22 protein-coding genes are annotated in these 20,982 nt (G+C 72.2%); 8 read left to right on the top strand and 14 right to left on the bottom strand.

The window, feature by feature from the left end; all coding sequences use genetic code 11:
* The 5 genes from ACFYZA_RS12170 to afsQ1 all read right to left on the bottom strand — a co-directional run bounded on the left by ACFYZA_RS12170 (nucleotide 1) and on the right by afsQ1 (nucleotide 3,764).
* Nucleotides 1–204, bottom strand: coding sequence for a PspC domain-containing protein (locus tag ACFYZA_RS12170; protein WP_382591954.1), 204 nt, complete (start codon nucleotides 202–204; stop codon nucleotides 1–3).
* Nucleotides 205–300: 96 nt separating this feature from the next.
* Nucleotides 301–852 carry a VanZ family protein gene (locus tag ACFYZA_RS12165; protein WP_388489698.1) on the bottom strand — a complete coding sequence of 184 codons (552 nt, stop codon included), beginning with the start codon at nucleotides 850–852 and terminating at the stop codon, nucleotides 301–303.
* A gap of 68 nt (nucleotides 853–920) precedes the next feature.
* Nucleotides 921–1,547 carry a hypothetical protein gene (locus ACFYZA_RS12160; protein ID WP_382591960.1) on the bottom strand — a complete coding sequence of 209 codons (627 nt, stop codon included), beginning with the start codon at nucleotides 1,545–1,547 and terminating at the stop codon, nucleotides 921–923.
* Nucleotides 1,544–3,046 carry an ATP-binding protein gene (locus tag ACFYZA_RS12155; protein WP_382591963.1) on the bottom strand — a complete coding sequence of 501 codons (1,503 nt, stop codon included), beginning with the start codon at nucleotides 3,044–3,046 and terminating at the stop codon, nucleotides 1,544–1,546. The genes ACFYZA_RS12160 and ACFYZA_RS12155 overlap by 4 nt, the downstream gene beginning before the upstream one ends.
* Before the next feature lie 40 nt (nucleotides 3,047–3,086).
* Nucleotides 3,087–3,764: a two-component system response regulator AfsQ1 gene (gene afsQ1, locus ACFYZA_RS12150; protein WP_189762146.1), complete on the bottom strand. Its 678-nt coding sequence runs from the start codon at nucleotides 3,762–3,764 to the stop codon at nucleotides 3,087–3,089.
* Nucleotides 3,765–3,953: 189 nt separating this feature from the next.
* Between afsQ1 and ACFYZA_RS12145 the strand changes: the two genes are divergently transcribed.
* Entirely contained in the window at nucleotides 3,954–4,715 is a 762-nt protein-coding gene (locus tag ACFYZA_RS12145; RefSeq protein WP_388489694.1) for a SigE family RNA polymerase sigma factor, read from the top strand.
* Between the two features lie 111 nt (nucleotides 4,716–4,826).
* On the opposite strand, the gene ACFYZA_RS12140 is transcribed toward ACFYZA_RS12145, so the two are convergent.
* The gene (locus tag ACFYZA_RS12140; protein WP_382591969.1) at nucleotides 4,827–5,522 is read right to left on the bottom strand and encodes a uridine kinase; all 696 of its coding nucleotides are present in this window, start codon (nucleotides 5,520–5,522) and stop codon (nucleotides 4,827–4,829) included.
* A gap of 65 nt (nucleotides 5,523–5,587) precedes the next feature.
* Here ACFYZA_RS12140 and ACFYZA_RS12135 point away from each other — a divergent pair, with 65 nt between their 5' ends.
* On the top strand, nucleotides 5,588–5,992 hold the full coding sequence (locus ACFYZA_RS12135; RefSeq protein WP_382591972.1) for a hypothetical protein: 405 nt from the start codon (nucleotides 5,588–5,590) through the stop codon (nucleotides 5,990–5,992).
* Nucleotides 5,993–6,045: 53 nt separating this feature from the next.
* Here the strand turns inward: ACFYZA_RS12135 and ACFYZA_RS12130 are convergent, their stop codons facing one another.
* Genes ACFYZA_RS12130 through deoC form a run of 3 tightly spaced genes read right to left on the bottom strand, consistent with a single transcriptional unit; the run spans nucleotide 6,046 to nucleotide 9,336 of the window.
* The gene (locus tag ACFYZA_RS12130) at nucleotides 6,046–6,939 is read right to left on the bottom strand and encodes an aldehyde dehydrogenase family protein (protein WP_382599336.1); all 894 of its coding nucleotides are present in this window, start codon (nucleotides 6,937–6,939) and stop codon (nucleotides 6,046–6,048) included.
* Nucleotides 6,932–8,368: an aldehyde dehydrogenase family protein gene (locus ACFYZA_RS12125; protein WP_388489690.1), complete on the bottom strand. Its 1,437-nt coding sequence runs from the start codon at nucleotides 8,366–8,368 to the stop codon at nucleotides 6,932–6,934. The genes ACFYZA_RS12130 and ACFYZA_RS12125 overlap by 8 nt, the downstream gene beginning before the upstream one ends.
* A gap of 5 nt (nucleotides 8,369–8,373) precedes the next feature.
* Complete coding sequence (gene deoC / locus ACFYZA_RS12120; protein ID WP_382599332.1) at nucleotides 8,374–9,336, bottom strand: deoxyribose-phosphate aldolase; 963 nt, start codon at nucleotides 9,334–9,336, stop codon at nucleotides 8,374–8,376.
* 236 nt (nucleotides 9,337–9,572) lie between these two features.
* On the opposite strand from deoC, the gene ACFYZA_RS12115 reads away from it, so the two are divergent.
* From ACFYZA_RS12115 to ACFYZA_RS12105, 3 genes are all read left to right on the top strand, one after another.
* Nucleotides 9,573–10,595, top strand: coding sequence for a hypothetical protein (locus tag ACFYZA_RS12115; protein WP_388489687.1), 1,023 nt, complete (start codon nucleotides 9,573–9,575; stop codon nucleotides 10,593–10,595).
* 63 nt (nucleotides 10,596–10,658) lie between these two features.
* Entirely contained in the window at nucleotides 10,659–11,273 is a 615-nt protein-coding gene (locus ACFYZA_RS12110) for a class F sortase (protein ID WP_388489686.1), read from the top strand.
* 38 nt (nucleotides 11,274–11,311) lie between these two features.
* Nucleotides 11,312–11,947, top strand: a complete 636-nt coding sequence (locus ACFYZA_RS12105) for a PH domain-containing protein (protein WP_382599326.1) — start codon at nucleotides 11,312–11,314, stop codon at nucleotides 11,945–11,947.
* 94 nt (nucleotides 11,948–12,041) lie between these two features.
* On the opposite strand, the gene ACFYZA_RS12100 is transcribed toward ACFYZA_RS12105, so the two are convergent.
* From ACFYZA_RS12100 to ACFYZA_RS12085, 4 genes are all read right to left on the bottom strand, one after another.
* Nucleotides 12,042–13,262: a hypothetical protein gene (locus ACFYZA_RS12100; protein ID WP_388489683.1), complete on the bottom strand. Its 1,221-nt coding sequence runs from the start codon at nucleotides 13,260–13,262 to the stop codon at nucleotides 12,042–12,044.
* Between the two features lie 172 nt (nucleotides 13,263–13,434).
* Nucleotides 13,435–15,096: a phospho-sugar mutase gene (locus tag ACFYZA_RS12095; RefSeq protein ID WP_388489682.1), complete on the bottom strand. Its 1,662-nt coding sequence runs from the start codon at nucleotides 15,094–15,096 to the stop codon at nucleotides 13,435–13,437.
* Nucleotides 15,097–15,131: 35 nt separating this feature from the next.
* Nucleotides 15,132–15,956, bottom strand: a complete 825-nt coding sequence (locus ACFYZA_RS12090) for a purine-nucleoside phosphorylase (RefSeq protein WP_100574784.1) — start codon at nucleotides 15,954–15,956, stop codon at nucleotides 15,132–15,134.
* Nucleotides 15,957–16,176: 220 nt separating this feature from the next.
* Entirely contained in the window at nucleotides 16,177–16,614 is a 438-nt protein-coding gene (locus ACFYZA_RS12085) for a gamma-glutamylcyclotransferase (protein WP_100575073.1), read from the bottom strand.
* Between the two features lie 234 nt (nucleotides 16,615–16,848).
* On the opposite strand from ACFYZA_RS12085, the gene ACFYZA_RS12080 reads away from it, so the two are divergent.
* Both ACFYZA_RS12080 and ACFYZA_RS12075 read left to right on the top strand, forming a co-directional pair.
* Nucleotides 16,849–18,288, top strand: coding sequence for an NAD(P)H-quinone dehydrogenase (locus tag ACFYZA_RS12080; RefSeq protein WP_382599321.1), 1,440 nt, complete (start codon nucleotides 16,849–16,851; stop codon nucleotides 18,286–18,288).
* Nucleotides 18,289–18,442: 154 nt separating this feature from the next.
* Nucleotides 18,443–19,402, top strand: a complete 960-nt coding sequence (locus ACFYZA_RS12075; protein ID WP_382599319.1) for a DeoR/GlpR family DNA-binding transcription regulator — start codon at nucleotides 18,443–18,445, stop codon at nucleotides 19,400–19,402.
* Here ACFYZA_RS12075 and ACFYZA_RS12070 read toward each other — a convergent pair.
* Nucleotides 19,399–19,977, bottom strand: coding sequence for a TetR/AcrR family transcriptional regulator (locus ACFYZA_RS12070; protein WP_382599317.1), 579 nt, complete (start codon nucleotides 19,975–19,977; stop codon nucleotides 19,399–19,401). The genes ACFYZA_RS12075 and ACFYZA_RS12070 overlap by 4 nt on opposite strands.
* 239 nt (nucleotides 19,978–20,216) lie before the next feature.
* Between ACFYZA_RS12070 and ACFYZA_RS12065 the strand changes: the two genes are divergently transcribed.
* Nucleotides 20,217–20,918: a VC0807 family protein gene (locus ACFYZA_RS12065; protein ID WP_388489677.1), complete on the top strand. Its 702-nt coding sequence runs from the start codon at nucleotides 20,217–20,219 to the stop codon at nucleotides 20,916–20,918.
* Nucleotides 20,919–20,982: the final 64 nt, after the last annotated feature.

The following is a 20,982-nucleotide window of genomic DNA, read 5'->3' as shown; positions in this document are numbered from 1 at the left end:
CTACCAGGCGGTGCGCGGCGACTTCTCGGCGGGGATCAGGGCCCACATCGCCAGATAGACCAGGAACTGCGGTCCCGGCAGCAGGCACGAGACCAGGAAGATCACCCGCATCGTGGTCGCGGAGGTGCCGAAGCGCCGTGCCAGCGCTGCGCACACCCCGCCGATCCGGCGGCCTTCGGTCGGGCGGACAAGTGGGGCGCTCATGACGGGCTCCTTCGGAGCTGGAGTGCGGGAGCCGCTCTGACCGGGCTCCCTCGTGATGTCTCCATGCTCCCGGCCGGGCGCCGCCGGGGCGTCGGACTAGGGGGCTATCCCAACCCTGGGAATTGTCGGGGTACGTCCCTGAGCCGTGTCCTCCCGAAGGACGGGGGCGGCCTGCTCGCGCTGGTTCCTGCGACGGAGATTGCGCCGGCCCGCGGGCACCACCGCGAGGTGGGCGAGGGCCACGCCCGCGGTGTTGAGGAGCAGCGAGTCCACATCGGGCACCTGTCCCGGCACGGCCGTCTGCAGCAGGGCGATGCCGAGCGAGATCAGCGCCCCGGCCAGCACGGTGCGCACCAGGGAGGCCAGCGGGGAGACCTGGAGACGGCCGCCCACCATCGGAAGCAGCACCCCCAGCGGGGCGAGCAGCAGCAGGCCCTCGCCGATCTGGTGCGCGGCCTGCAACGGGCCGAGCGCGAGGTCGGCCTTGATGCCGGCGAGGGGCGTCAGATTGGTGGCCGTCACCCACATCACGTCGCGTGGCCGCAGCGAGGTCCACGCCACGAGCAGCAGATGCGCGAGGAGGAGGACGCCACCGACAACGCGGAACCGGATGACGGCGCTGCCGTCTTGACATTGACGCTGCTGCACGCCCCCCAAGACGCCGGCCCCGGCGGGAACGGTTCCGCCGCGGCCGGGGTGATTCGGCCCACCCCACGCTACGAGCTGCGGCTGGGGCGCGGAATGTCGCCGAGCGTCGCCGCGCTGTCCGGGCGGGACTTCATCTCCGAGGTGCAGGTGTAGCCGCGCGCCGGGTCCTCGCCGGGTCCGCCGAGCACCACCTGCTGGCTGCCGGGCGCCGTCGGCGTGTTCTCGGCGTACGTGCAGACCACCTGCGACAGGGCGAGCGCGGACAGGTCCTCCGGGTTGCGGCTCAGGCGCAGCGCGCCGGCGGGGTCGTATCTGCGGGCCGCCGTGACGGTGAGCGGGCCCTTGACCTCCGTGGTGAACCCGGCGTCCTTCTCGTCGCCCGCGGGCTGCGCGATGAGCTCGTCGAGCAGCGCCTGCGCGAAGCGGAGCCGGTCCTGGGCGCCCTTGTTCTCGGGGATCCGCACCGACCGCTGGGTGGTGACCAGCTGCGCCCCGCACACCAGGTAGACCTCGACGGTGACGCCCTCGAACTGCGGGGTGACCGCGTTGTCCGGCACCTCGCACGGCACCCGGGACGGCGCCGGACCGGCGTCGACCGGGACCGAGGTGGGCCGGATGCCGCAGCCGGTCGCGGTGGCGCCCAGCGCGAGCAGCCCGGCCAGCGCGACGGCTGCCCGGCGGTGAAGTCCTCTCACTGCGCCGCGTCCCCTTCCGACGTCTCGGCGGTGGCCGGGGTCGCGTCCAGCGGAAGCCGCAGCACGAACACGGCGCCGCCTTCGGGCGAGTTGGCGGCGGAGATGTCACCGCCGTGGATGTGCGCGTTCTCCATCGCGATGGACAGGCCGAGCCCGCTGCCCTCCGAGCGCGGCCGCGAGGCGCTGGCCTTGTAGAACCGGTCGAAGACGTGCGGCAGTACGTCCTCGGGGATGCCGGGCCCGTGGTCGCGTACCGCGATCACCAGCTCCTCGCCCTCCACGCGGACCGAGACGCGCACCGGGGAGCCGCCGTGCTTGAGGGCGTTGCCGATCAGGTTGGCGAGCACCACGTCCAGGCGGCGCGGGTCGAGGCGGGCCATGATGCCGCGCTCCGCGTCCAGTTCGACGGCGTCCAGCCAGGCCCGGGTGTCGATGCACGCGGTGATCTGGTCGGCGATGTCCACGTCGTCGAGGACCAGGCGGGCGGTGCCCGCGTCGAAGCGGGTGACCTCCATCAGGTTCTCCACCAGGATGTTCAGGCGCCGGGTCTCGGAGACCACCAGGCGCACCGCCGGCGCGATCATCGGGTCGAGGCTGTCCTCCTCCTCGTCGAGGACCTCGGCGACGGCGGTCAGCGCGGTCAGCGGCGTACGCAGCTCGTGCGACATGTCGGCGACGAAGCGGCGGCTGGCCTCCTCGCGCGCGCTCATGTCGGTGACCTTCTTCTCCAGGTTCTCGGCCGTGCGGTTGAACGTCCTTGAGAGATCGGCCAGTTCATCGGTCCCGGACACGCGGAGCCGGGTGTCGAGCTTGCCCTCGCCGAGCCTGCGGGCCGCGTCCCCGAGCCGCTGCACCGGCCGCAGCACGGTGGTGGCGGCCGCCTGCGCGAGCAGCGCGGAGGCGAGCAGCGCGAGGAAGGTGGCGATGCCGAGCGACCAGGCAAGGGAGTTGAGGTCGCGCCGCTCCTGGTCGAGCGGGGCCAGCATGTAGCCGGTCGGCCCGGCACCGATGATCTTCGTGCCGCCGACCAGGTAGGGGCGGCCGTGCAGCGTGATCCGCTGCCAGAACAGGTGGTACGGGTAGGCGTTGCTCTGGGTGACCTTCTGCTTCTTCTCGACGGCCTCCTGGAGCGAGGCGGGCACGTCGTCGAGCGTGAAGTCGTCCACGTTGGACGCCCCCGCGATCGGCTTGCCCGGGGCCCGCTCGGCCACGAGCAGCACGTTGTAACGGGAGTTGCTGCTGTCCGCCATCTGCTTGGCGGACACCTGCAGATCGTGCTCGGTGGGCTGGAGCGGCAGGGAGGCGGCCCGGTTCTGCATGCCCTGGCGGAAGTCGTTGAGCGCCGAGTCCTGCGTACGGACCAGGACCGCCTCGCGGTTGAGCCAGTACGCGATGCCGGACGCGGAGACGGCCGCGGTCAGCGCGACGAGCGCGAACACCACGACGAGGCGAAGCCGCAGGCTGGTCCAGCGCAGGCCGGCGAGTATGGTCCGCTTCACCGGGCCTGCTCAACAGGGGTGCGGGGGTGGTGCGTCAGGCTCACGAGGGGGTGTCCAGGCGGTAGCCCACGCCGCGTACCGTGCGGATCAGCGTCGGCGACGACGGCACGTCCTCGACCTTGGCCCGCAGCCGCTGCACACAGGCGTCCACCAGGCGCGAGTCGCCCAGGTAGTCGTGCTCCCAGACGAGCCGCAGAAGCTGCTGGCGGGACAGCGCCTGGCCCGGCCGACGGCTCAGTTCGAGCAGCAACCGCAGTTCGGTGGGCGTGAGTTGGAGGTCCTCGCCGTTCTTGGTGACGGTCATCGCGGCCCGGTCGATCACCACGCTGCCGAACGCCGCCGAGTCGGTGGCCTCGCGTTCGCCGCGACGCAGCACCGCCCGGATCCGGGCGTCGAGGACCCGCCCCTGGACCGGCTTGACAACGTAGTCGTCGGCCCCGGATTCGAGCCCCACCACCACGTCGATGTCGTCGTTGCGCGCGGTCAGCAGGATGATCGGCAACTGGTCGGTGCGCCGGATGCGGCGGCACACCTCGAAGCCGTCGATCCCGGGCAGCATCACATCCAGCACGATCAGGTCGGGCCGCTGCTCGCGCAGCAGTTTCAGGCCGTCCTCTCCCGTCGCCGCGGTGGCCACACGGTGGCCCTGGCGTGACAGGGAGAGTTCGAGGGCCGTGCGGATGGCGTCGTCGTCCTCGATCAGCAACAGGAAAGGCACAGAGGTCATTCTGGCCCATGGGGGAGAGGAGTACGACCCCCGTCCGGCCCCTGACCCGCGACACCGCGTTCACAGGCCGCTGTGACAGCCCTGTGACACTCGACGGACACCCCGATGAAGTGGCCCGGGCAAGCTCTTCCTCGTAGCCGGGCAAGCCGATGAAAAGACTCCACCGACGGGGGGCGCGAGATGAAAGCACTGCACAGCACCAACTCCAGCGCAGTTGTGACGCGTCTCCACGACGTCGTACGGAGCACCGAGAAGTCCGGCGCCGGCGCGGGGGTACGGGGGTGCGCTCGCGGCGCCGGGCGTCAGCACACGTCTTACATGACGGTCGTTGACGCCCCCGCGGTTCCGGCCGCGGGGAACAATCCGCAGGGAAACGGGGAGGCGGCGTACCGGGCGGCCCCGGGGGAGCGGAGCAGCCTGTCGGAGGCGGAGTTCACCGCCTACGTCCAGGAGCGCCGCGCCTCCCTGTACGCCACCGCCTACCACCTGACCGGTGACCGTTTCGAGGCGGAGGACCTGCTGCAGAGCGCGCTGTTCTCCACCTACCGGGCCTGGGACCGCATCAGCGACAAGGCGGCGGTCGGCGGCTATCTGCGCCGGACCATGACCAACCTGCACATCAGCGCCTGGCGGCGGCGCAAGCTGAACGAGTACCCGACCGAGGAGCTGCCGGAGACGGCCGGCGACACGGACGCGATGCGCGGCACCGAACTGCGCGCGGTGCTCTGGCAGGCGCTGGCCCGCCTTCCCGAACTGCAGCGCACGATGCTGGTCCTGCGCTACTACGAGGGTCGTACCGACCCGGAGATCGCGGACATACTGCACATCAGTGTCGGCACGGTGAAGTCCAGCATCTGGCGCTCGCTGCGCCGGCTGCGCGAGGACGAGGTCCTCAGCTTCGGGCGTGACGAGGAGGAGTCCTTCGGCGAGCTGGTGGCCTGAAGGTCTGGGGGAGGGGACGCGGGTGGTCCACGGGGGGACACGGGGACCGCTCACGGGGGAACGGGGGAAGCGGCGGGGCCATCGGCCCCGCCGCTTCATCGTGTGCGTGCCTCAGGCGACGGCCGCCGTGCGGCAGCGGCCCGCCGCCGCGCTCGCGATGCGGCCGAGCGCCTCCTCCTTGCCGCAGGGGTGGGCGCCGAGGGCGGCCTGGCGGGTGACGATCGCGCGCTCGGCGAGCATCAGGCGCCAGCCGCGGCGCAGCAGGAACGCCACCGACTTGCGGCCCTCCTTCAGATCGCGCAGCAGCCTGCGGCGGAAGGTGGTCGAGGGGCGGCCGCGCAGGCAGATCGCGTCCGCGAGCACGCCGAGTTCCTGGCAGCGGGTCACGATGTCGGCGGCGAAGATGCCCTCCGCGATGAACAGCGGGGTGCGGTCGATGCCGAACGCGGCGGTGCCGGTGATGGAACTCGTCGCGATCGAGTAGACCGGGACCTCGGTGCGTCCCGTACGGCACAGTTCGACGATGGCGGCGACGGCGGCGTCCGCGTCCCAGGACCGCGAGGAGTCCCAGTCGATGTCCGTGCTGCCCGCCACCACCGGCAGGGTCGGGTCGTCACCTTCTTTGTAGAAGTCGTCGAGGCGCAGCACGGGCAGGTCCGTGCGGGCGGCGAGGGACGACTTGCCGGAGCCTGAGGGCCCCGAGAGCAGGACGACGCGCGTCGGAATGGCAGATGAGCTCACGGGACACCAGTGTGGGCCATGCACCCGTGCGTGGGACCCCTCGGGGAGGCCGTTGGTATCCAGCATCACATCTCAACTACGCTTCGCGATCGCGCGATTACACGCCTTCGGACGAGAGTGAGTGGGATCCCATGGGACAACACGAGGCCCCCAGGCCCGCCAGAAGCCTGCGTCGCCGGGCGCTGCTGAGCGCCGGGCTCACCGTCACGGCGGCCGGTGCCGCCCTGGCGGGCGCGGGCTCCGCAGCCCAGGCCGCCCCGGTTCCCGCGGCCGGTCAGAGTGCGTCGACCACCGACCTGACGGCGGCCGCGCACGGCCTGACCGGCGCGGTCGGTCACGCCGTCGGCCCCGCGATGGGGCTGCGGCTCGACCCGCTCGCCAACACCGGGGTCGACCCGCTGACCAACGGGGTCGGCACCCAGATCGCGGACTTCAAGCCGGTGTCGACGACGGCCGCCACCGGCGTCCTGACGAGCGGCTCGGCGCTCAAGGACCTGCCGCTCGCGGGCCAGGTCGCCGGGCTGCTGTCCCGCTGAGGGATGCGCGAAGGGCCCCCGGCGTCCGTGACGCCGGGGGCCCTTCGCACGGCTCAGTACGCCGAACCGGAGGCGCCGAGCGACCCCGTGGGGTGCCAGACCGTCTTGGTCTCGAGGAACGCGGTGAGGCGCTCGGTGCCCGGGTCCGCGGTGAAGTCGACGGCCTTGGCGCGCAGCACGCGCTTGAGGTTGTCCGCCGCCGCGATCTCCAGGTCGCGCGCCAACTCGGCGTCGGCGCCCGTCAGATCGATCGCGTTGACGTCCTGGTGGGCGGCGAGCGGCGCCGCGATCTCCGCCGTCTTCCCGGACAGGACGTTGACGACGCCGCCCGGCAGGTCGGAGGTGGCCAGCACCTCGCCGAGCGAGAGCGCCGGCAGGGGCGCCTTCTCGGAGGCGATGACGATCACCGTGTTGCCGGTCGCGATGACGGGTGCGACGACCGAGACCAGGCCGAGGAAGGACGAGTCCTGGGGGGCCAGGACCGTGACGACACCGGTCGGTTCGGGGGTGGAGAGGTTGAAGAACGGGCCCGCGACCGGGTTCGCCCCGCCCACGACCTGGCCGATCTTGTCGGTCCAGCCCGCGTACCAGACCCAGCGGTCGATGGCCGCGTCCACGACCGCGGCGGCCTTGGACTTCGAAAGGCCCTCCGCCTCGGCGACCTCGCGCACGAACTGGTCCTTGCGGCCCTCCAGCATCTCGGCGATGCGGTAGAGGATCTGGCCGCGGTTGTACGCGGTCGCGCCCGCCCAGCCGCCGAACGCCTTGCGGGCCGCGACGACCGCGTCCCGCGCGTCCTTGCGGGAGGAGAGGGGCGCGTTGGCCAGCCACTTGCCCTTGCTGTCGACCACTTCGTACACCCGGCCGCTCTCGGAACGCGGGAACTTCCCGCCCACGTACAGCTTGTAGGTCTTGAAGACACTCAGACGCGTCGGAGTCTCAGACATCGAGGTAGCCCTCCAGGCCGTGCCGGCCGCCCTCGCGGCCGAAGCCCGACTCCTTGTAGCCGCCGAACGGCGAGGTCGGGTCGAACTTGTTGAACGTGTTGGCCCAGACGACACCGGCGCGGAGCTTGCCCGCCACCGCGAGGATGCGCGAGCCCTTCTCGGTCCAGATGCCGGCGGACAGGCCGTACTGGCTGTTGTTGGCCTTGGCGACGGCCTCGTCCGGGGTGCGGAAGCTCAGCACGGAGAGGACCGGGCCGAAGATCTCGTCGCGGGCGATGGTGTGCGCCTGGGTGACGTTCGTGAAGAGCGTCGGGGCGAACCAGTAGCCCGCCGAGGGCAGTTCGCACGGGGCGGACCAGCGCTCGGCGCCCTCCGCCTCGCCGGTCTCGGTGAGCGCGGTGATGCGGGCCAGCTGCTCGGCCGAGTTGATGGCGCCGATGTCGGTGTTCTTGTCCAGCGGGTCGCCGAGGCGCAGCGTGGACAGACGGCGCTTGAGCGAGTCGAGCAGCTCGTCCTGGACCGACTCCTGGACCAGCAGGCGCGAGCCCGCGCAGCAGACCTGGCCCTGGTTGAAGAAGATGCCGGTGACGATGCCCTCGACGGCCTGGTCGATGGGGGCGTCGTCGAAGACGATGTTGGCGCCCTTGCCGCCCAGCTCCAGGGTGACCTTCTTGTCGGTCCCGGCCACCGAGCGGGCGATCGCCTTGCCGACGGCGGTCGAGCCGGTGAAGGCGACCTTGTTGACGTCGGGGTGCTCGACCAGGGCCTGGCCCGCGTCGCCGTATCCCGTAAGGATGTTGACGACGCCCTTGGGCAGGCCCGCCTGGCGGCAGATGTCCGCGAAGAACAGCGCGGAGAGCGGCGTGGTCTCGGCGGGCTTCAGGACGACCGTGTTGCCGGTGGCGAGCGCCGGGGCGATCTTCCAGGCCAGCATCAGGAGCGGGAAGTTCCACGGGATGACCTGGCCCGCGACGCCCAGCGGACGCGGGTTCGCGCCCCACCCGGCGTGGTCCAGCTTGTCGGCCCAGCCCGCGTAGTAGAAGAAGTGCGCGGCGACCAGGGGGAGGTCCGCGTCGCGGGTCTCCCTGATCGGCTTTCCGTTGTCCAGGGTCTCCAGGACGGCCAGCTCGCGGCTGCGCTCCTGGATGATCCGGGCGATGCGGAACAGGTACTTGGCGCGCTCGGAGCCGGGCAGTGCCGACCACTTCTCGAACGCCTTGCGCGCGGCCTTCACGGCGCGGTCCACGTCCTCGGCGCCCGCGCGGGCGACCTCGGAAAGGACCTCCTCGGTGGACGGCGAGACGGTCTTGAAGACCTTGCCGTCGGCGGCCTCGGTGAACTCGCCGTCGATGAACAGGCCGTAGGACGGCGCGATGTCGACGACCGAGCGGGACTCGGGAGCCGGTGCGTAGTCGAAAGCAGATGCCATGGTGATCAGTCCACCGTCACGTAGTCGGGGCCGGAGTAGCGGCCGGTCGCCAGCTTCTGACGCTGCATCAGCAGGTCGTTGAGCAGCGAGGAGGCGCCGAAGCGGAACCAGTGGTTGTCCAGCCAGTCCTCGCCCACGGTCTCGTTGACCAGGACCAGGAACTTGACGGCTTCCTTGGTGTTGCGGATGCCGCCGGCCGGCTTCACGCCGACCTGGGTCCCGGTCTGGGCACGGAAGTCCCGTACGGCTTCGAGCAGCACCAGGGTGTTGGCGGGCGTGGCGTTGACCGCGACCTTGCCCGTCGAGGTCTTGATGAAGTCGGCGCCGCCCATCATGCCGAGCCAGCTGGCGCGGCGGATGTTGTCGTACGTCGACAGCTCGCCGGTCTCGAAGATGACCTTGAGCCGGGCCCGCTCGCCGCACTCGGCGCGGACGGCCGCGATCTCCTCGTACACCTTCAGGTAGTGACCGGCCAGGAACGCGCCCCGGTCGATCACCATGTCGATCTCGTCGGCACCGGCCGCGATCGCGTCCCGTACGTCCGCGAGCTTCACCGGCAGCGCCGCGCGGCCCGCCGGGAAGGCGGTGGCGACGGACGCGACCTTGACCTCCGAGCCCTTCAGCACCTCCTTGGCGGTCGCCACCATGTCCGGGTAGACGCAGACGGCGGCGGTGTGCGGGGTGGTGCGGTCGGTCGGGTCGGGGTGGACGGCCTTGGCGGCGAGCGCCCGGACCTTGCCCGGGGTGTCAGCGCCTTCCAGGGTCGTCAGGTCGATCATCGAGATGGCCAGGTCGATGGCGTACGCCTTGGCCGAGGTCTTGATCGAACGGGTACCGAGGGACGCGGCGCGCGCTTCCAGGCCCACCGGGTCGATGCCGGGGAGCCCGTGGAGGAAGCGGCGCAGCGCGCCGTCGGACGCGGTCGCGTCGGCGAAGGCAGCTGCGGGTGCATTGGTGGGCATGGTCACCAGATGAGCATATCTACGCGCGTAGCTGCCTGTACAGCCCCCGGAGTGCAGGTGGCCGGGGGTGAGGCCTGTCACACCTTCGTGACATGGAGCGGACGCTTCTCGCACAGGTGATCACTAGATTTCTGTTTGCAGCCCCGCCCAGCCTCAACGGCCCCACCCGGCAGAGGAGGCGGCATGCGACCTCCACTTCTTCCTTTCCGGCCCGTCGGCCGCCCTGTTCCATGGAGTCGTTCATGTCGACCTACGCCCGCACCCCGCTCCGCGCCGCGATCGCCGTCGCCGCCCTCGCCGGAGCCCTCCTCACCCCCGCCGCCGCGTTCGCGGCGACTCCGGCGCAGACCACCGTCACCGCCGGCGCGTCCGCCGACCGCTACGACGGCGAGAAGGTCCTCGTCCACAAGGACGCCGGACACGGCGTGATCGCGGTGCTCCGCAACGGCGCCGAGGGCCCCGAGGCCTGGCTGCGCGCGGTCGGCCCCAACTGGAAGCCCGGCGACGCCTGGGCGGTCAAGGTGATCGCCGCGGTGAACCGGCAGACCCCCGACTACACGGCCAAGGAGTACCTCCCCGGCCTCAAGGCGCAGCTGCTCAAGGCCGACACCACCACGCCGGTCCTGCGGATCACCGCCCCCGACGGCACCGTGACGACGTACGCCCTTCCCAAGGGCGCCGCGACCAAGCCCGCGCCGAAGCCGACCGGTACGCCGTCGACGAAGCCGGTCGTGCGGCCCGCCGGGACGACCGCCAACGGCTGCACGGTGACGCGGCGCGAGAACATCGGGGCCGGCACGGACGCCATCCTGACGATGGGCACCAAGGGCCCCTCGGTGACGTTCGGGGACGCCGACGGCAGCCCGGCCCCCCGCCTGGGCACGCTCGACCGCCGGCACCCGAAGCTGCCCGAGTCGGCCGGCATCTACGCCGAGATCCTCAACTCCTATGGGTCCGCACCCCAGTTGAAGTTCAAGACGCAGGGCGGGAACACCTCCTACGGCTACCGCTCCTTCCCTAAGCTCCCCAAGGGCTGTGCCGTTGACGGCACTTCGGCCGACAAGCCCGCCAAGACCTCCGTCAACACCCCGGCCCAGAACGGCGGTCAGACCACCGTCGTGCCCAAGGGCGCGGTCGCGGCCGGGGCCGAGTTCAAGCAGGGCGGCACCGACAAGGGCGCGCTGCTCGTGGGCGGCGCGGCGGTCGCCGCCGCCGGTGGCATCGGGTTCGTCGTGGTGCGGCGGCGCTCCGGCGCCCGTATCTGATCGTCCCCGGGCGGGCCTTCCCGAGGGGAGGCCCGCCGCTCTTCAGCCCGACCGGAGCACCCCATGTCCCGCATCCGCGCGGCCCGTTCGGCCGCCGCCGCCCTGCTCGTCCTCGCCGTCGGCGCCACGGCCGCCGGCTGCGGCGCCGACACCACGAAGCCCACTCCGCCCCCCAGCATCTCCGCCGCCTCCAGCGCCCCCGCGGCCCCCGAGGCCGCCGCCGCACTGCCCGCCTCCAAGCCCGTGCGGGTGCGGATCCCGGCGGCGGGGGTCGACGCGGGCCCGGTCCTGGACCTGGGGCTCGCCGCCGACGGCACCGTGGAGGTGCCCTCCGTCGCCGACGCCGGGCGGATCGGCTGGTACGACAAGGGCGTCACCCCCGGCCAGAAGGGGCCCGCCGTGCTCATCGGGCACTTCGACACCGTCGAGGGCCCCGCGGTCCTGCGGAACGTCTCCAAGGTCAAGGTCGGCGACGCCGTCTCGGTCGTCCGCGCCGACGGCAGGACCGCGGAGTTCAAGGTGCGCGCGCTCGAACAGGTCGACAAGAAGACCTTCCCGACCCAGAAGGTGTACGGCGACACCGACCGCCCCGAGCTGCGGATCATCACCTGCGGCGGCGAGCTCACCGGCGGCCACCGGCCCGACAACATCATCCTGTACGCGGATCTGGTGGCCTGAGCGAAGGGCGCCCGGGGGGCGTGAGGCAGAATCGGGCCATGACGAGCCCCACGCCGCCCGCCGAGCCGGCCTACGCCGACCGGACCTACCGCTCAGCCCCCGGCATCGCCGGCGGCGCGCTGCTGCTTGCGATCGGCATCTGGCTGGGCGTCGACGCCGTGGTCCAGGGCCACGGCAACGCCCCCTGGCTCTCGCTCGCCGTGCTGCTGTGCGCGGTGCCGCTGATCGTGGCCTTCAGCTTCCGCCCGGCCGTGTTCGCGAGCGCCGACCGGATGCTCGTGCGCAATCCGTTCCGGACGATCACGCTGCCCTGGGCATCGGTCGCGGACGTACGGGCCGGGTACTCCAGCGAGGTCTTCGACCAGGCGGGCGGCAAGTACCAGCTCTGGGCGATCCCCGTCTCGCTGCGCCAGCGCAAGCGGGCCGCCCGCCGTCAGGTGCGGGACGCGACGGTCGACGGGCAGATGGGGGTGTCGGTCACGGCCGACGTCACCGACACCAAGGCGCGGATGGCGCCCACCGACCAGTCCATCCGGGACCTGCGCGACCTCGCCGAGCAGGGCGCCTCGCGCGAGAGCGCCCAGGGCCCGGTGAGCATCCGCTGGGCCTACGAGGTCATCGCGCCCGCGGCCGCCGGGGCGGTCCTGTTCGTCGTCCTGCTCGTCATCGGCTGAGCCCGCGCGGGGCGGGCCGGTCCAGCGGGGCCGAGGCGCGCACGCGGCCCTGCCCCGGACCACCCCGGCCCCTGCCCGGGACCGCCGGGTCCGCTCACGGGGGCCCGTTCCACACCAGCAGCATGTACGCGCCCAGCCACGCCGACGACAGGGCGGCCGCGCCGAGCACCAGGGCGGTCACCGTGCGGCGGGCCCGCGTGAGCGCGAGGGCGACCGGGAGCAGCAGCGGGAAGCCGGGGATGAGGAAGCGGGCCCTCGGGAAGTAGACGCCGCCGCTGCCGAGCACGACCAGCAGCAGGACGCCGGTGAACACGAGCAGGACCAGCGGCTGGCGGTCGGCGAGCGAGAGCACGTACAGCGCGCCGGCCACGATCAGGACCAGCGTGACCAGGACCAGGAACAGGGGCGGCCGGTTCGCGTACACCAGCAGGTCGCGCATCTCGCGCAGGGTGCCGACGCCGCCGTCCCACTGGTTGTCCCACACCTTCTGCACCGCGAAGTAGCCGTCCCAGCGGCCGATCCGCACCCCCACCCAGGCCACGTACGCGAACCAGCCGAGCGGCGCCACCAGGCCGCCCGCGACCGTGCGCCACTCCCATCGGCGGGCCCGCACCAGGGCGGCGATCGCGGCCAGCGAGACCGCGGCCGCGATCGCGATGCCGGTGGGGCGGGTCAGGCCCGCGAGCGCCGCGAGGGAGCCCGCCCAGAGCCAGCGCCGGTTCAGCGCGCAGTGCAGCGCCCACGCCGTGAGCGCGGTGAACAGGGACTCGGTGTAGCCCATCCACTGGACCACCCCGACCGGCAGCGCGGCCCACAGCACCGTGAGCAGGGTGGCGGTGCGCCGGCCGTGCAGGTGGTCGCCCACCGCGAACACCCCGCACGCGGCGACCACCGAGAACCCGATCGCGAGGACCAGGGCGACGCTGGCCCGCGAGCCCGGCGTGACCGCGGCGGCCGCCTTCACCAGGACCGGATACAGCGGGAAGAAGGCGAGGTCGTTCAACTCCCCTGCGTGCAGGGCGTGTTCGTAGCCGTGGTCGGCGATGCCGAGGTACCAGTTGGAGTCCCAGGACTTGGCGAGCACCGGCCAGAGTCCGTGGTGGCGCACGTGGACCCACTGGGCGAGGACGAGCGTGCCGAAGAGGCGTACGGCGAGATAGCCGAGGAGCGCGGGCCCGGCGTGCGCGAGCGCGGTGCGCGCCCGGTCCCGGGCCGGTGGGCGCCCGCCGGTGCCGCGCGGAGCCGGGTGCCGGCGGGCGGCGGGGACGGGGCCACGGACCGTGGTCGTCGTGGGGGGCGGCGCGGTCGGGGGCACTGCGACAGCTCCTTGGCTCGGGCGCGGCGAGACGTACGGGTCACCCTTTCTCGCAAGCCCCCGCCGGATGTGGCACCGCTGCGTCAACTGCCGTACGAAATCACCCGAAAGCAGGACCGGGGCGGTGGTCCTTTGACCACCGCCCCGGCTTTTCCCTCGTGTTGACCTTCCGTCAGATGCCGGCGGCCGCCGCGAGGTCCTTCTTGATCCCGGCGAGCAGCTCGGCGCCCTTGGCGCGGGCCGCGTCGAGCTCGTCGGCGGAGCCGACCGGCACGACGACCTCCAGGTAGCACTTGAGCTTGGGCTCGGTGCCGCTCGGGCGCACGATCACCCGGGCGCCCTCCAGGTAGTAGCGCAGACCGTCGGTGGGCGGCAGGTGCCCGGTGCCCTCCGTGAGGTCCTCCGCCTTGGTGACGGCGAGACCCGCGAGCGCGGTCGGCGGCTGCTCGCGCAGGCGCGCCATCGCGTCCGAGATCACCGTCAGGTCCTCCACGCGGACCGACAGCTGGTCGGTGGCGTGCAGGCCGTGGGCCAGCGCCAGCTCGTCGAGCAGGTCCAGGACCGTGCGGCCCTGCTCCTTCAGGACGGAGGCGAGCTCGGCGAAGACCAGGGCGGCCGTGATGCCGTCCTTGTCGCGCACGCCCTCGGGGTCGACGCAGTAGCCGAGCGCCTCCTCGTAGCCGTAGCGCAGACCGTCGACGCGGGCGATCCACTTGAACCCGGTGAGCGTCTCCTCGTAGCCGAGCCCCGCGGCCTCGGCGATGCGGCCGAGCAGCGAGGACGACACGATCGACTCGGCGAAGACACCGGTCACGCCCTTGGTGACCAGGTGGGCGGCGAGCAGCGCGCCGACCTCGTCGCCGCGCAGCATCCGCCACTCGCCGTCGCGGTCCTTGACCGCGGCCGCGCAGCGGTCGGCGTCCGGGTCGTTGGCGAGCACGAGATCCACCCCGCCGTCCCGGCTCTCGCTGCGGCGGGCCGTGGCGAACGCCAGGTCCATCGCGCCCGGCTCCTCCGGGTTGGGGAAGGCGACCGTCGGGAACGCCGGGTCGGGCTCGGCCTGTTCGGCCACGAGCACCGGCTCGGGGAACCCGGCCCGCGCGAAGGCGGCGAGCAGCACGTCCTTGCCGACGCCGTGCATCGCCGTGTAGACGACGTTCGCGGTGCGGGGCGAGCCCTGGGTCAGGACCGCGTCCGTACGCGCCAGATAGGCGTCCAGGACCTCTTCGCCGAGCACCTCCCAGCCGCTCTCGGGCCGCGGCACGTCGTGCAGTGAGGCGACCGCGGCGATCTCGGCGGCGATCTCCGCGTCCGACGGCGGCACGATCTGCGAGCCGTCGCCGAGGTACACCTTGTAGCCGTTGTCCCTCGGCGGGTTGTGACTGGCCGTCACCTCGACGCCCGCGACGGCGCCCAAGTGCCTTATGGCGTAGGCGAGTACGGGCGTCGGCAGCGGCCGGGGCAGGACCGTGGCCTTGAGGCCGGCGCCGACCATGACGGCCGCCGTGTCCCGCGCGAAGTCCGCGGACTTGTAGCGGGCGTCGTAGCCGATGACGACGAGCCCGTCGCCCTGGCCCTTCGCCTTCAGGTACGCGGCGAGCCCGGCGGCGGCCCGGATGACGACCGACCGGTTCATCCGCATCGGCCCGGCGCCCAGCTCGCCGCGCAGCCCGGCGGTGCCGAACTGCAGCGTGCCGCTGAACCGTGCGGCCAGCTCCGCCGCGTGCTCGGCGTCCGCCGAACTCTCGATGAGCTTGGCCAGCTCTTCGCGGGTCTCACTGTCGGGGTCCTCGGCCAGCCAGGCCTCGGCCCGCGCGATCAGGTCCTGCGTCACGTTGTCAGCCTTTCGCGAGAAGGGACGAGAAGGGATCAGATGCGGTCGAGTACCCGGGTGAGCAGCTCGCCCATGCGCGCCGCCGAGTCGCGGCCCGCCTGGAGCACCTCTTCGTGGTTGAGCGGCTCGCCGGTCAGGCCGGCGGCGAGGTTGGTGACGAGCGAGATGCCGAGGACCTCGGCGCCGGCCTCGCGGGCGGCGATGGCTTCGAGCACGGTCGACATGCCGACCAGGTCGCCGCCGAGCACGCGGACCATGTTGATCTCGGCCGGGGTCTCGTAGTGCGGGCCGGGGAACTGGACGTAGACGCCCTCTTCGAGCGACGCGTCGACCTCCTTGCACAGCGCGCGCAGGCGCGGCGAGTACAGGTCGGTGAGGTCCACGAAGTTGGCGCCGATGATCGGCGAGGTGGCCGTCAGGTTGATGTGGTCGCTGATGAGGACCGGCTGGCCCGGGCGCATGCCCTCGCGCAGACCGCCGCAGCCGTTGGTGAGGACGACGGTCTTGCAGCCCGCGGCGACGGCGGTGCGCACGCCGTGCGAGACGGAGGCGACACCGCGGCCCTCGTAGAAGTGGGTGCGGCCGAGGAAGACCAGGACGCGCTTGTCGCCGATCTTGTACGAGCGGATCTTGCCGCCGTGGCCCTGGACGGCCGGCGCGGGGAAGCCCGGCAGCTCGGTCACGGGGAACTCGGCCTCGGGGGCGCCGAGGGCGTCGACGGCCGGCGCCCAGCCGGAGCCCATCACCAGGGCGACGTCGTGGGTCTCGGCGCCGGTGAGCTCGCGCAGGCGCGCGGCGGCGGCGTCGGCGGCAGCGTAAGGGTCGTCCTGGAGCAGGTCCGGGGTGGCAGATGCGTTCACTGAGTCTCTCGCCTCGCGAAGGAACGTCGTCCCGCCCGGTGACTGTCCGGCCGGGTCCGGGGGTTTTCCCCCGGTAAAGAAGATGTACGCGCACGAGCGTAACCGCTGAAGTCCTACGCGCGTAGATGTGCAGGATAACGGACCTGCCGGATCCGTTTGTGGCTTCCCACGAAAGCCCGGTCACAAGGCGCCGCCGGACGCGTCCGACCCGGAGCGGGGCTCAGCAGGGGCGCTTGCGCAGCTCCATCACGTAGTCGTGCGGGGCGCCCGCGGACTCGGCCGCGTCGGCCAGCTCGCCCAGGTAACGGGCCGAGGGCAGACCGCCCTCGTAGCCGTTCAGTACGTAGAGCCAGGCCGCTTCCTCGCCGTCGAGCGTGTGCACCCGCACCCGCATCCGGCGGTAGATGTCGAGCCCGACCCCCTCCCACCGGTCCATCGACTCCTCGTCGAGCGGCGCGATGTCGTACAGGGCGACGAAGACCTGGGAGCGGGGTGCCTCGACGATCGTCGCGAGGGCGCCCTCCCAGCCCATCTGCTCCCCGCCGAACGTCAGGCGCCAGCCGTTGAGCCAGCCGGTGCCGCGCAGCGGAGAGTGCGGGGCGCGGCGGGTCATCAGCCGCGGATCCAGGTTGCCGGCGTACGCGGCGTAGAGCGACATGGTGTCGAGGGTACGACAGTGACCCACCGGGGCAGTTCGCGCCGCCCGCCACCGCCGGGCTCCCTCCGTATCCCGCCCGTATCCCGCCAAGCGGCCGAATGGCGCCCCCGGGGCGAAGACACTTGAAGCGTGCGGGACAATGAAGTACGTACTGCGTTCCCCCGGGGCCCCGCCCCGGACCCCCGGCCGGGCGGGCAGGCAGGCCGGGATCGACACTACGAGGCGGACTTTTTCGTGACGCGGATCGTGATCATCGGTGGCGGACCGGGCGGATACGAGGCGGCCCTGGTGGGCGCCCAGCTCGGTGCGGAGGTGACCGTCGTGGACTGCGACGGTCTGGGCGGGGCGTCGGTGCTCACCGACTGCGTGCCGTCGAAGACCCTGATCGCGACGGCCGAGGTGATGACCACCTTCGACTCTTCGTACGAGGAGTTGGGCATCCTCGTCGCCGACGACACGCCTCCCGAGGAGCAGTCCGCGCGCGTCGTCGGCGTGGACCTCGGCAAGGTCAACCGACGCGTCAAGCGCCTCGCGCTCGCCCAGTCCCACGACATCACCGCCTCGGTGACCCGGGCCGGCGCCCGCGTCATGCGCGGCCGCGGCCGGCTCGCGGGCCCCCAGGGCATCGACGGCACCCGCGACGTGATCGTGACGGCCGCCGACGGCACCGAGGAGATGCTCACCGCCGAGGCCGTCCTGATCGCCACCGGCGGCAGCCCGCGCGAGCTGCCCGACGCGCAGCCCGACGGCGAGCGGATCCTCAACTGGACGCAGGTGTACGACCTCGACGAGCTGCCCGAGGAGCTCATCGTGGTCGGCTCCGGCGTCACCGGCGCCGAGTTCGCGGGCGCCTACCAGGCGCTGGGCTCCAAGGTCACCCTCGTCTCGTCCCGCGACCGGGTGCTGCCCGGCGAGGACCCGGACGCGGCCGCCGTCCTGGAGGACGTGTTCCGCCGTCGCGGCATGAACGTCATGGCCCGCTCGCGCGCCGAGTCCGCCAAGCGCGTCGGCGACCGCGTCGAGGTCACCCTGTCCGACGGCCGGGTCATCAGCGGCAGCCACTGCCTGATGGCGGTCGGCGCGATCCCCAACACCGCGAACATGGGACTCGAGGAGTCGGGCGTCCGCCTCAAGGAGTCCGGGCACATCTGGACGGACAAGGTCTCGCGCACCTCCGCCCCCGGTGTGTACGCGGCCGGCGACGTGACGGGCATCTTCGCGCTCGCCTCGGTCGCCGCCATGCAGGGCCGCATCGCGATGTACCACTTCCTGGGCGACGCGGTGGCCCCGCTGAACCTGAAGACCGTCTCCTCCAACGTCTTCACCGACCCGGAGATCGCCACCGTCGGCTACACCCAGGCCGACGTGGACGCGGGCAAGATCGAGGCCCGGGTCGTGAAGCTCCCGCTGCTTCGCAACCCGCGCGCCAAGATGCAGGGCATCCGGGACGGCTTCGTCAAGATCTTCTGCCGTCCGGGCACCGGCATCATCGTGGGCGGCTGTGTCGTCGCGCCGCGCGCCAGTGAACTGATCCATCCGATCTCGATCGCGGTCGACAACAATCTGACGGTGGAACAGATCGCGAAGGCGTTCACCGTGTACCCCTCGCTGTCCGGCTCGATCGCCGAGGTGGCCCGTCAGCTGCACACCCGCAAGAAGGCCGGAGAGGCGTAACTCCCCTGGCGGGACAGGGGGTTGGCGAGTGTGAAACGGGACCCCGGGGGTCGTCGTGGGGCGTATACCACTCGACGACCCCCTTTGGGTTCACCTTCTGTTATTCGGCGCAAACTGCTGAAAACATTCGGCCGCCCAAGTTACTGTCAGTTTCGTGTTCGCTGCAGAACGTCGCCAATTGATCCTCGAAATGGTGCGCGCCAACGGGGCGGTTTCGCTCCGTGAGCTCGCCCGCGTAGTCCAGACCTCCGAAGTGACCGTACGGCGGGACGTGCGGGCGCTCGAGGCCGAAGGACTCCTAGACCGCCGGCACGGCGGTGCGGTGCTCCCGGGTGGCTTCACCCGGGAATCCGGCTTCCCGCAGAAATCCCATCTGGCCACCGCGGAGAAGACGGCCATCGCCGACCTCGCCGCCGGTCTCGTCGAAGAGGGCGAGGCCATCGTGGTCGGCGCGGGGACGACCACGCAGGAGCTGGCCCGCCGGCTCGCGCGGGTCCCCGGTCTGACCGTGGTCACCAACTCCCTTTTGGTCGCACAGGCGTTGGCGCATGCCAACCGGGTCGAGGTCGTCATGACCGGAGGCACCCTGCGCGGCTCCAACTACGCCCTGGTGGGCAGTGGCGCCGAGCAGTCCCTCCAGGGGCTGCGGGTCTCGCGCGCCTTCCTGTCGGGCAGCGGCCTGACGGCCGAGCGCGGCCTGTCCACGTCCAACATGCTCTCCGCGAGCGTGGACCGCGCCCTGGTACAGGCCGCCGCCGAGGTCGTGGTCCTCGCCGACCACACCAAGCTCGGCACCGACACCATGTTCCAGACGGTGCCGACGGACGTGATCACGCGCCTGGTCACCGACGAGCCGCCGGGCCACGACGACCGCGCCGCAACCGAGTTGCAGGCCCTCGCCGACCAGGGGGTGCAGATCGCCGTGGCGGGCGCCTCGGGCGCCCCGGCCGGCGAGGCCGCCCCCGGCCGTCCACCCCGACGCGACATGCCGCTGCCCGGCCAGCGCCGCACCCACGCCCCCGGCGCGGGCCCGCAGTTGCGCAGCGCGGCGTCGATGGGCGAGCCGCAGGGACCGGGCGAACGGGCGAGAGTGGCGGACCTGCGCCGCCGCTAGTCCTTGAGGCCCCGGTAGGTGAGGGCGAGCAGTCGGTCGGCCAACTCCGGGTCCTCCGGGGACTGTTCGGCGGCGAGCGCGATGGCGTTGGTCAGCTGCAGGAGGTCGGCGATGGTGACGTCGGCGCGTACGGAACCGGCTTCCCGGGCCCGTACGAGCAGGGCGTCGCCCGCCTCCCGCATCGGCTCGCTGCACCGCGCCAGGGCCGAACTCGCGTCCCCCGAGGCCGACATGAGGGCCCGGGCCAGGCCCCGGTAGAGGCCGGCGTGCGTGACGATGGCGCGCAGCCACTCGATCAGCGCGGTGCAGGGCCGCTCGGCGTCCAGCAACTCCCTTGAGCGGGTGAGGAGTACGTCCACCTCGCTCTGGAACACCGCGCTCAGCAGGGCGTGCCGGGTGGGGAAATGCCGGTACAGGGTGCCGATGCCCACGCCTGCGGTGCGGGCCACGTCCTCCAGAGAGGTGTCCGTGCCGCGTTCCGCGAAGGCGGTTCTGGCCGTGGCCAGGAGGCGGTCGTGGTTGCGTCGCGCGTCCGCGCGCAGGGGCCGGGCCCCCGCACCCGTTTTCCCATCCATGCCCCCAGCATGCCACCCCGGGCGCGACGGCAGCCTGCCCGCCCGTGGCTCGGGGCCGGTTGGTACCGGGACCCGGGCGCCGCTGCCCGGCAGGAGGGGGGTGGAGCCGGGTGGAGGCGCGATCTCCACCCGGATCTGGCCCCGACGTCTCAGGACAGGCGACAGGTGCCGCCCTAACGTTTTGCCCAGACGGTCCTGAACGTCGACTTCCTCCCTTCCCTTCGCACCAGGGGGTCCCCATGTCCGCACACCCGTCGAGCCCCGCAGGCCACGGCGACACCAGCACCCGCACCGCGCGGTCCCGTGCCGTGAAGCATGCGATGGTCGCCACCCTCTTCTACGACATCGGTCTTTCGGTCACGGCGTACTTCGCCGCCGAACTGCTCGGGGCAAGCACCTACGTCGCACTGCTCACCGGCACCCTCGTCGCCGGCGGGCGCATGCTCTGGGTGGCGGTCCGCCAGCGCCGGGTCGACCCGTTCGCGCTGTTCCTGCTCTTCCTGTTCGGCGCGAGCCTGGCACTGAGCTTCACCAGCGGCGGAGCCAGGTTCATCCTCGCCAAGGACTCCGCTCAGTCCGCCGTGGCCGGTCTGGTGCTCGTCGGCAGCTGCGCCGTCCGCCGCCCCCTCGCCTACTACGCCGCGCAGCGATTCGCCCGCCAGGCCGGGACGCGGCAGGCGGCCGAGTTCGACGCCATGGCGGACACGTCCACCATGCGGGCCCGCTGGCGCCGCGTCACGCTGGTCTGGGGCACCACGCTCCTGATCGACGCCTCGCTGCGCATCGCCGCCGTCTACCTGCTCCCGATCAAGGTCGCCTCCAACGTGTCGCAGCTGCTCATGGTCGCCTTCGTGGGCGGTCTCGTCCTGTGGACCGTCCGCTCGATGAAGAAGGAGCACTCCGAGCCCCGGGCCGCCGCGCCGGAGCACAGCGCGGCCTGACGCCGGTGAGCCCGCGCCAGTCGTCCGGGGCGGGGATCCAGCGCGCAGCCCATTTCCCGGCCCC

Source organism: Streptomyces sp. NPDC001828 (genome assembly GCF_042892175.1).
Taxonomy (GTDB): Bacteria; Actinomycetota; Actinomycetes; order Streptomycetales; family Streptomycetaceae; genus Streptomyces.
The sequence above is the reverse complement of the archived record's forward strand: the minus strand, read 5'-3'. Positions and strand labels throughout refer to the sequence as shown.

Excerpts from the sequence above, each read along its gene's own strand:
- ACFYZA_RS12140 (WP_382591969.1), bottom strand. The coding sequence starts at position 5,522 with ATGCTGGATACCAACGGCCTCCCCGAGGGGTCCCACGCACGGGTGCAT.
- ACFYZA_RS12130 (WP_382599336.1), bottom strand. The coding sequence starts at position 6,939 with ATGTCTGAGACTCCGACGCGTCTGAGTGTCTTCAAGACCTACAAGCTG.
- ACFYZA_RS12070 (WP_382599317.1), bottom strand. The coding sequence starts at position 19,977 with ATGGATGGGAAAACGGGTGCGGGGGCCCGGCCCCTGCGCGCGGACGCG.
- ACFYZA_RS12085 (WP_100575073.1), bottom strand. The coding sequence starts at position 16,614 with ATGTCGCTCTACGCCGCGTACGCCGGCAACCTGGATCCGCGGCTGATG.
- ACFYZA_RS12145 (WP_388489694.1), top strand. The coding sequence starts at position 3,954 with ATGAAAGCACTGCACAGCACCAACTCCAGCGCAGTTGTGACGCGTCTC.
- ACFYZA_RS12105 (WP_382599326.1), top strand. The coding sequence starts at position 11,312 with ATGACGAGCCCCACGCCGCCCGCCGAGCCGGCCTACGCCGACCGGACC.
- ACFYZA_RS12125 (WP_388489690.1), bottom strand. The coding sequence starts at position 8,368 with ATGGCATCTGCTTTCGACTACGCACCGGCTCCCGAGTCCCGCTCGGTC.
- ACFYZA_RS12115 (WP_388489687.1), top strand. The coding sequence starts at position 9,573 with ATGTCGACCTACGCCCGCACCCCGCTCCGCGCCGCGATCGCCGTCGCC.
- ACFYZA_RS12065 (WP_388489677.1), top strand. The coding sequence starts at position 20,217 with ATGTCCGCACACCCGTCGAGCCCCGCAGGCCACGGCGACACCAGCACC.
- ACFYZA_RS12135 (WP_382591972.1), top strand. The coding sequence starts at position 5,588 with ATGGGACAACACGAGGCCCCCAGGCCCGCCAGAAGCCTGCGTCGCCGG.
- ACFYZA_RS12170 (WP_382591954.1), bottom strand. The coding sequence starts at position 204 with ATGAGCGCCCCACTTGTCCGCCCGACCGAAGGCCGCCGGATCGGCGGG.
- ACFYZA_RS12110 (WP_388489686.1), top strand. The coding sequence starts at position 10,659 with ATGTCCCGCATCCGCGCGGCCCGTTCGGCCGCCGCCGCCCTGCTCGTC.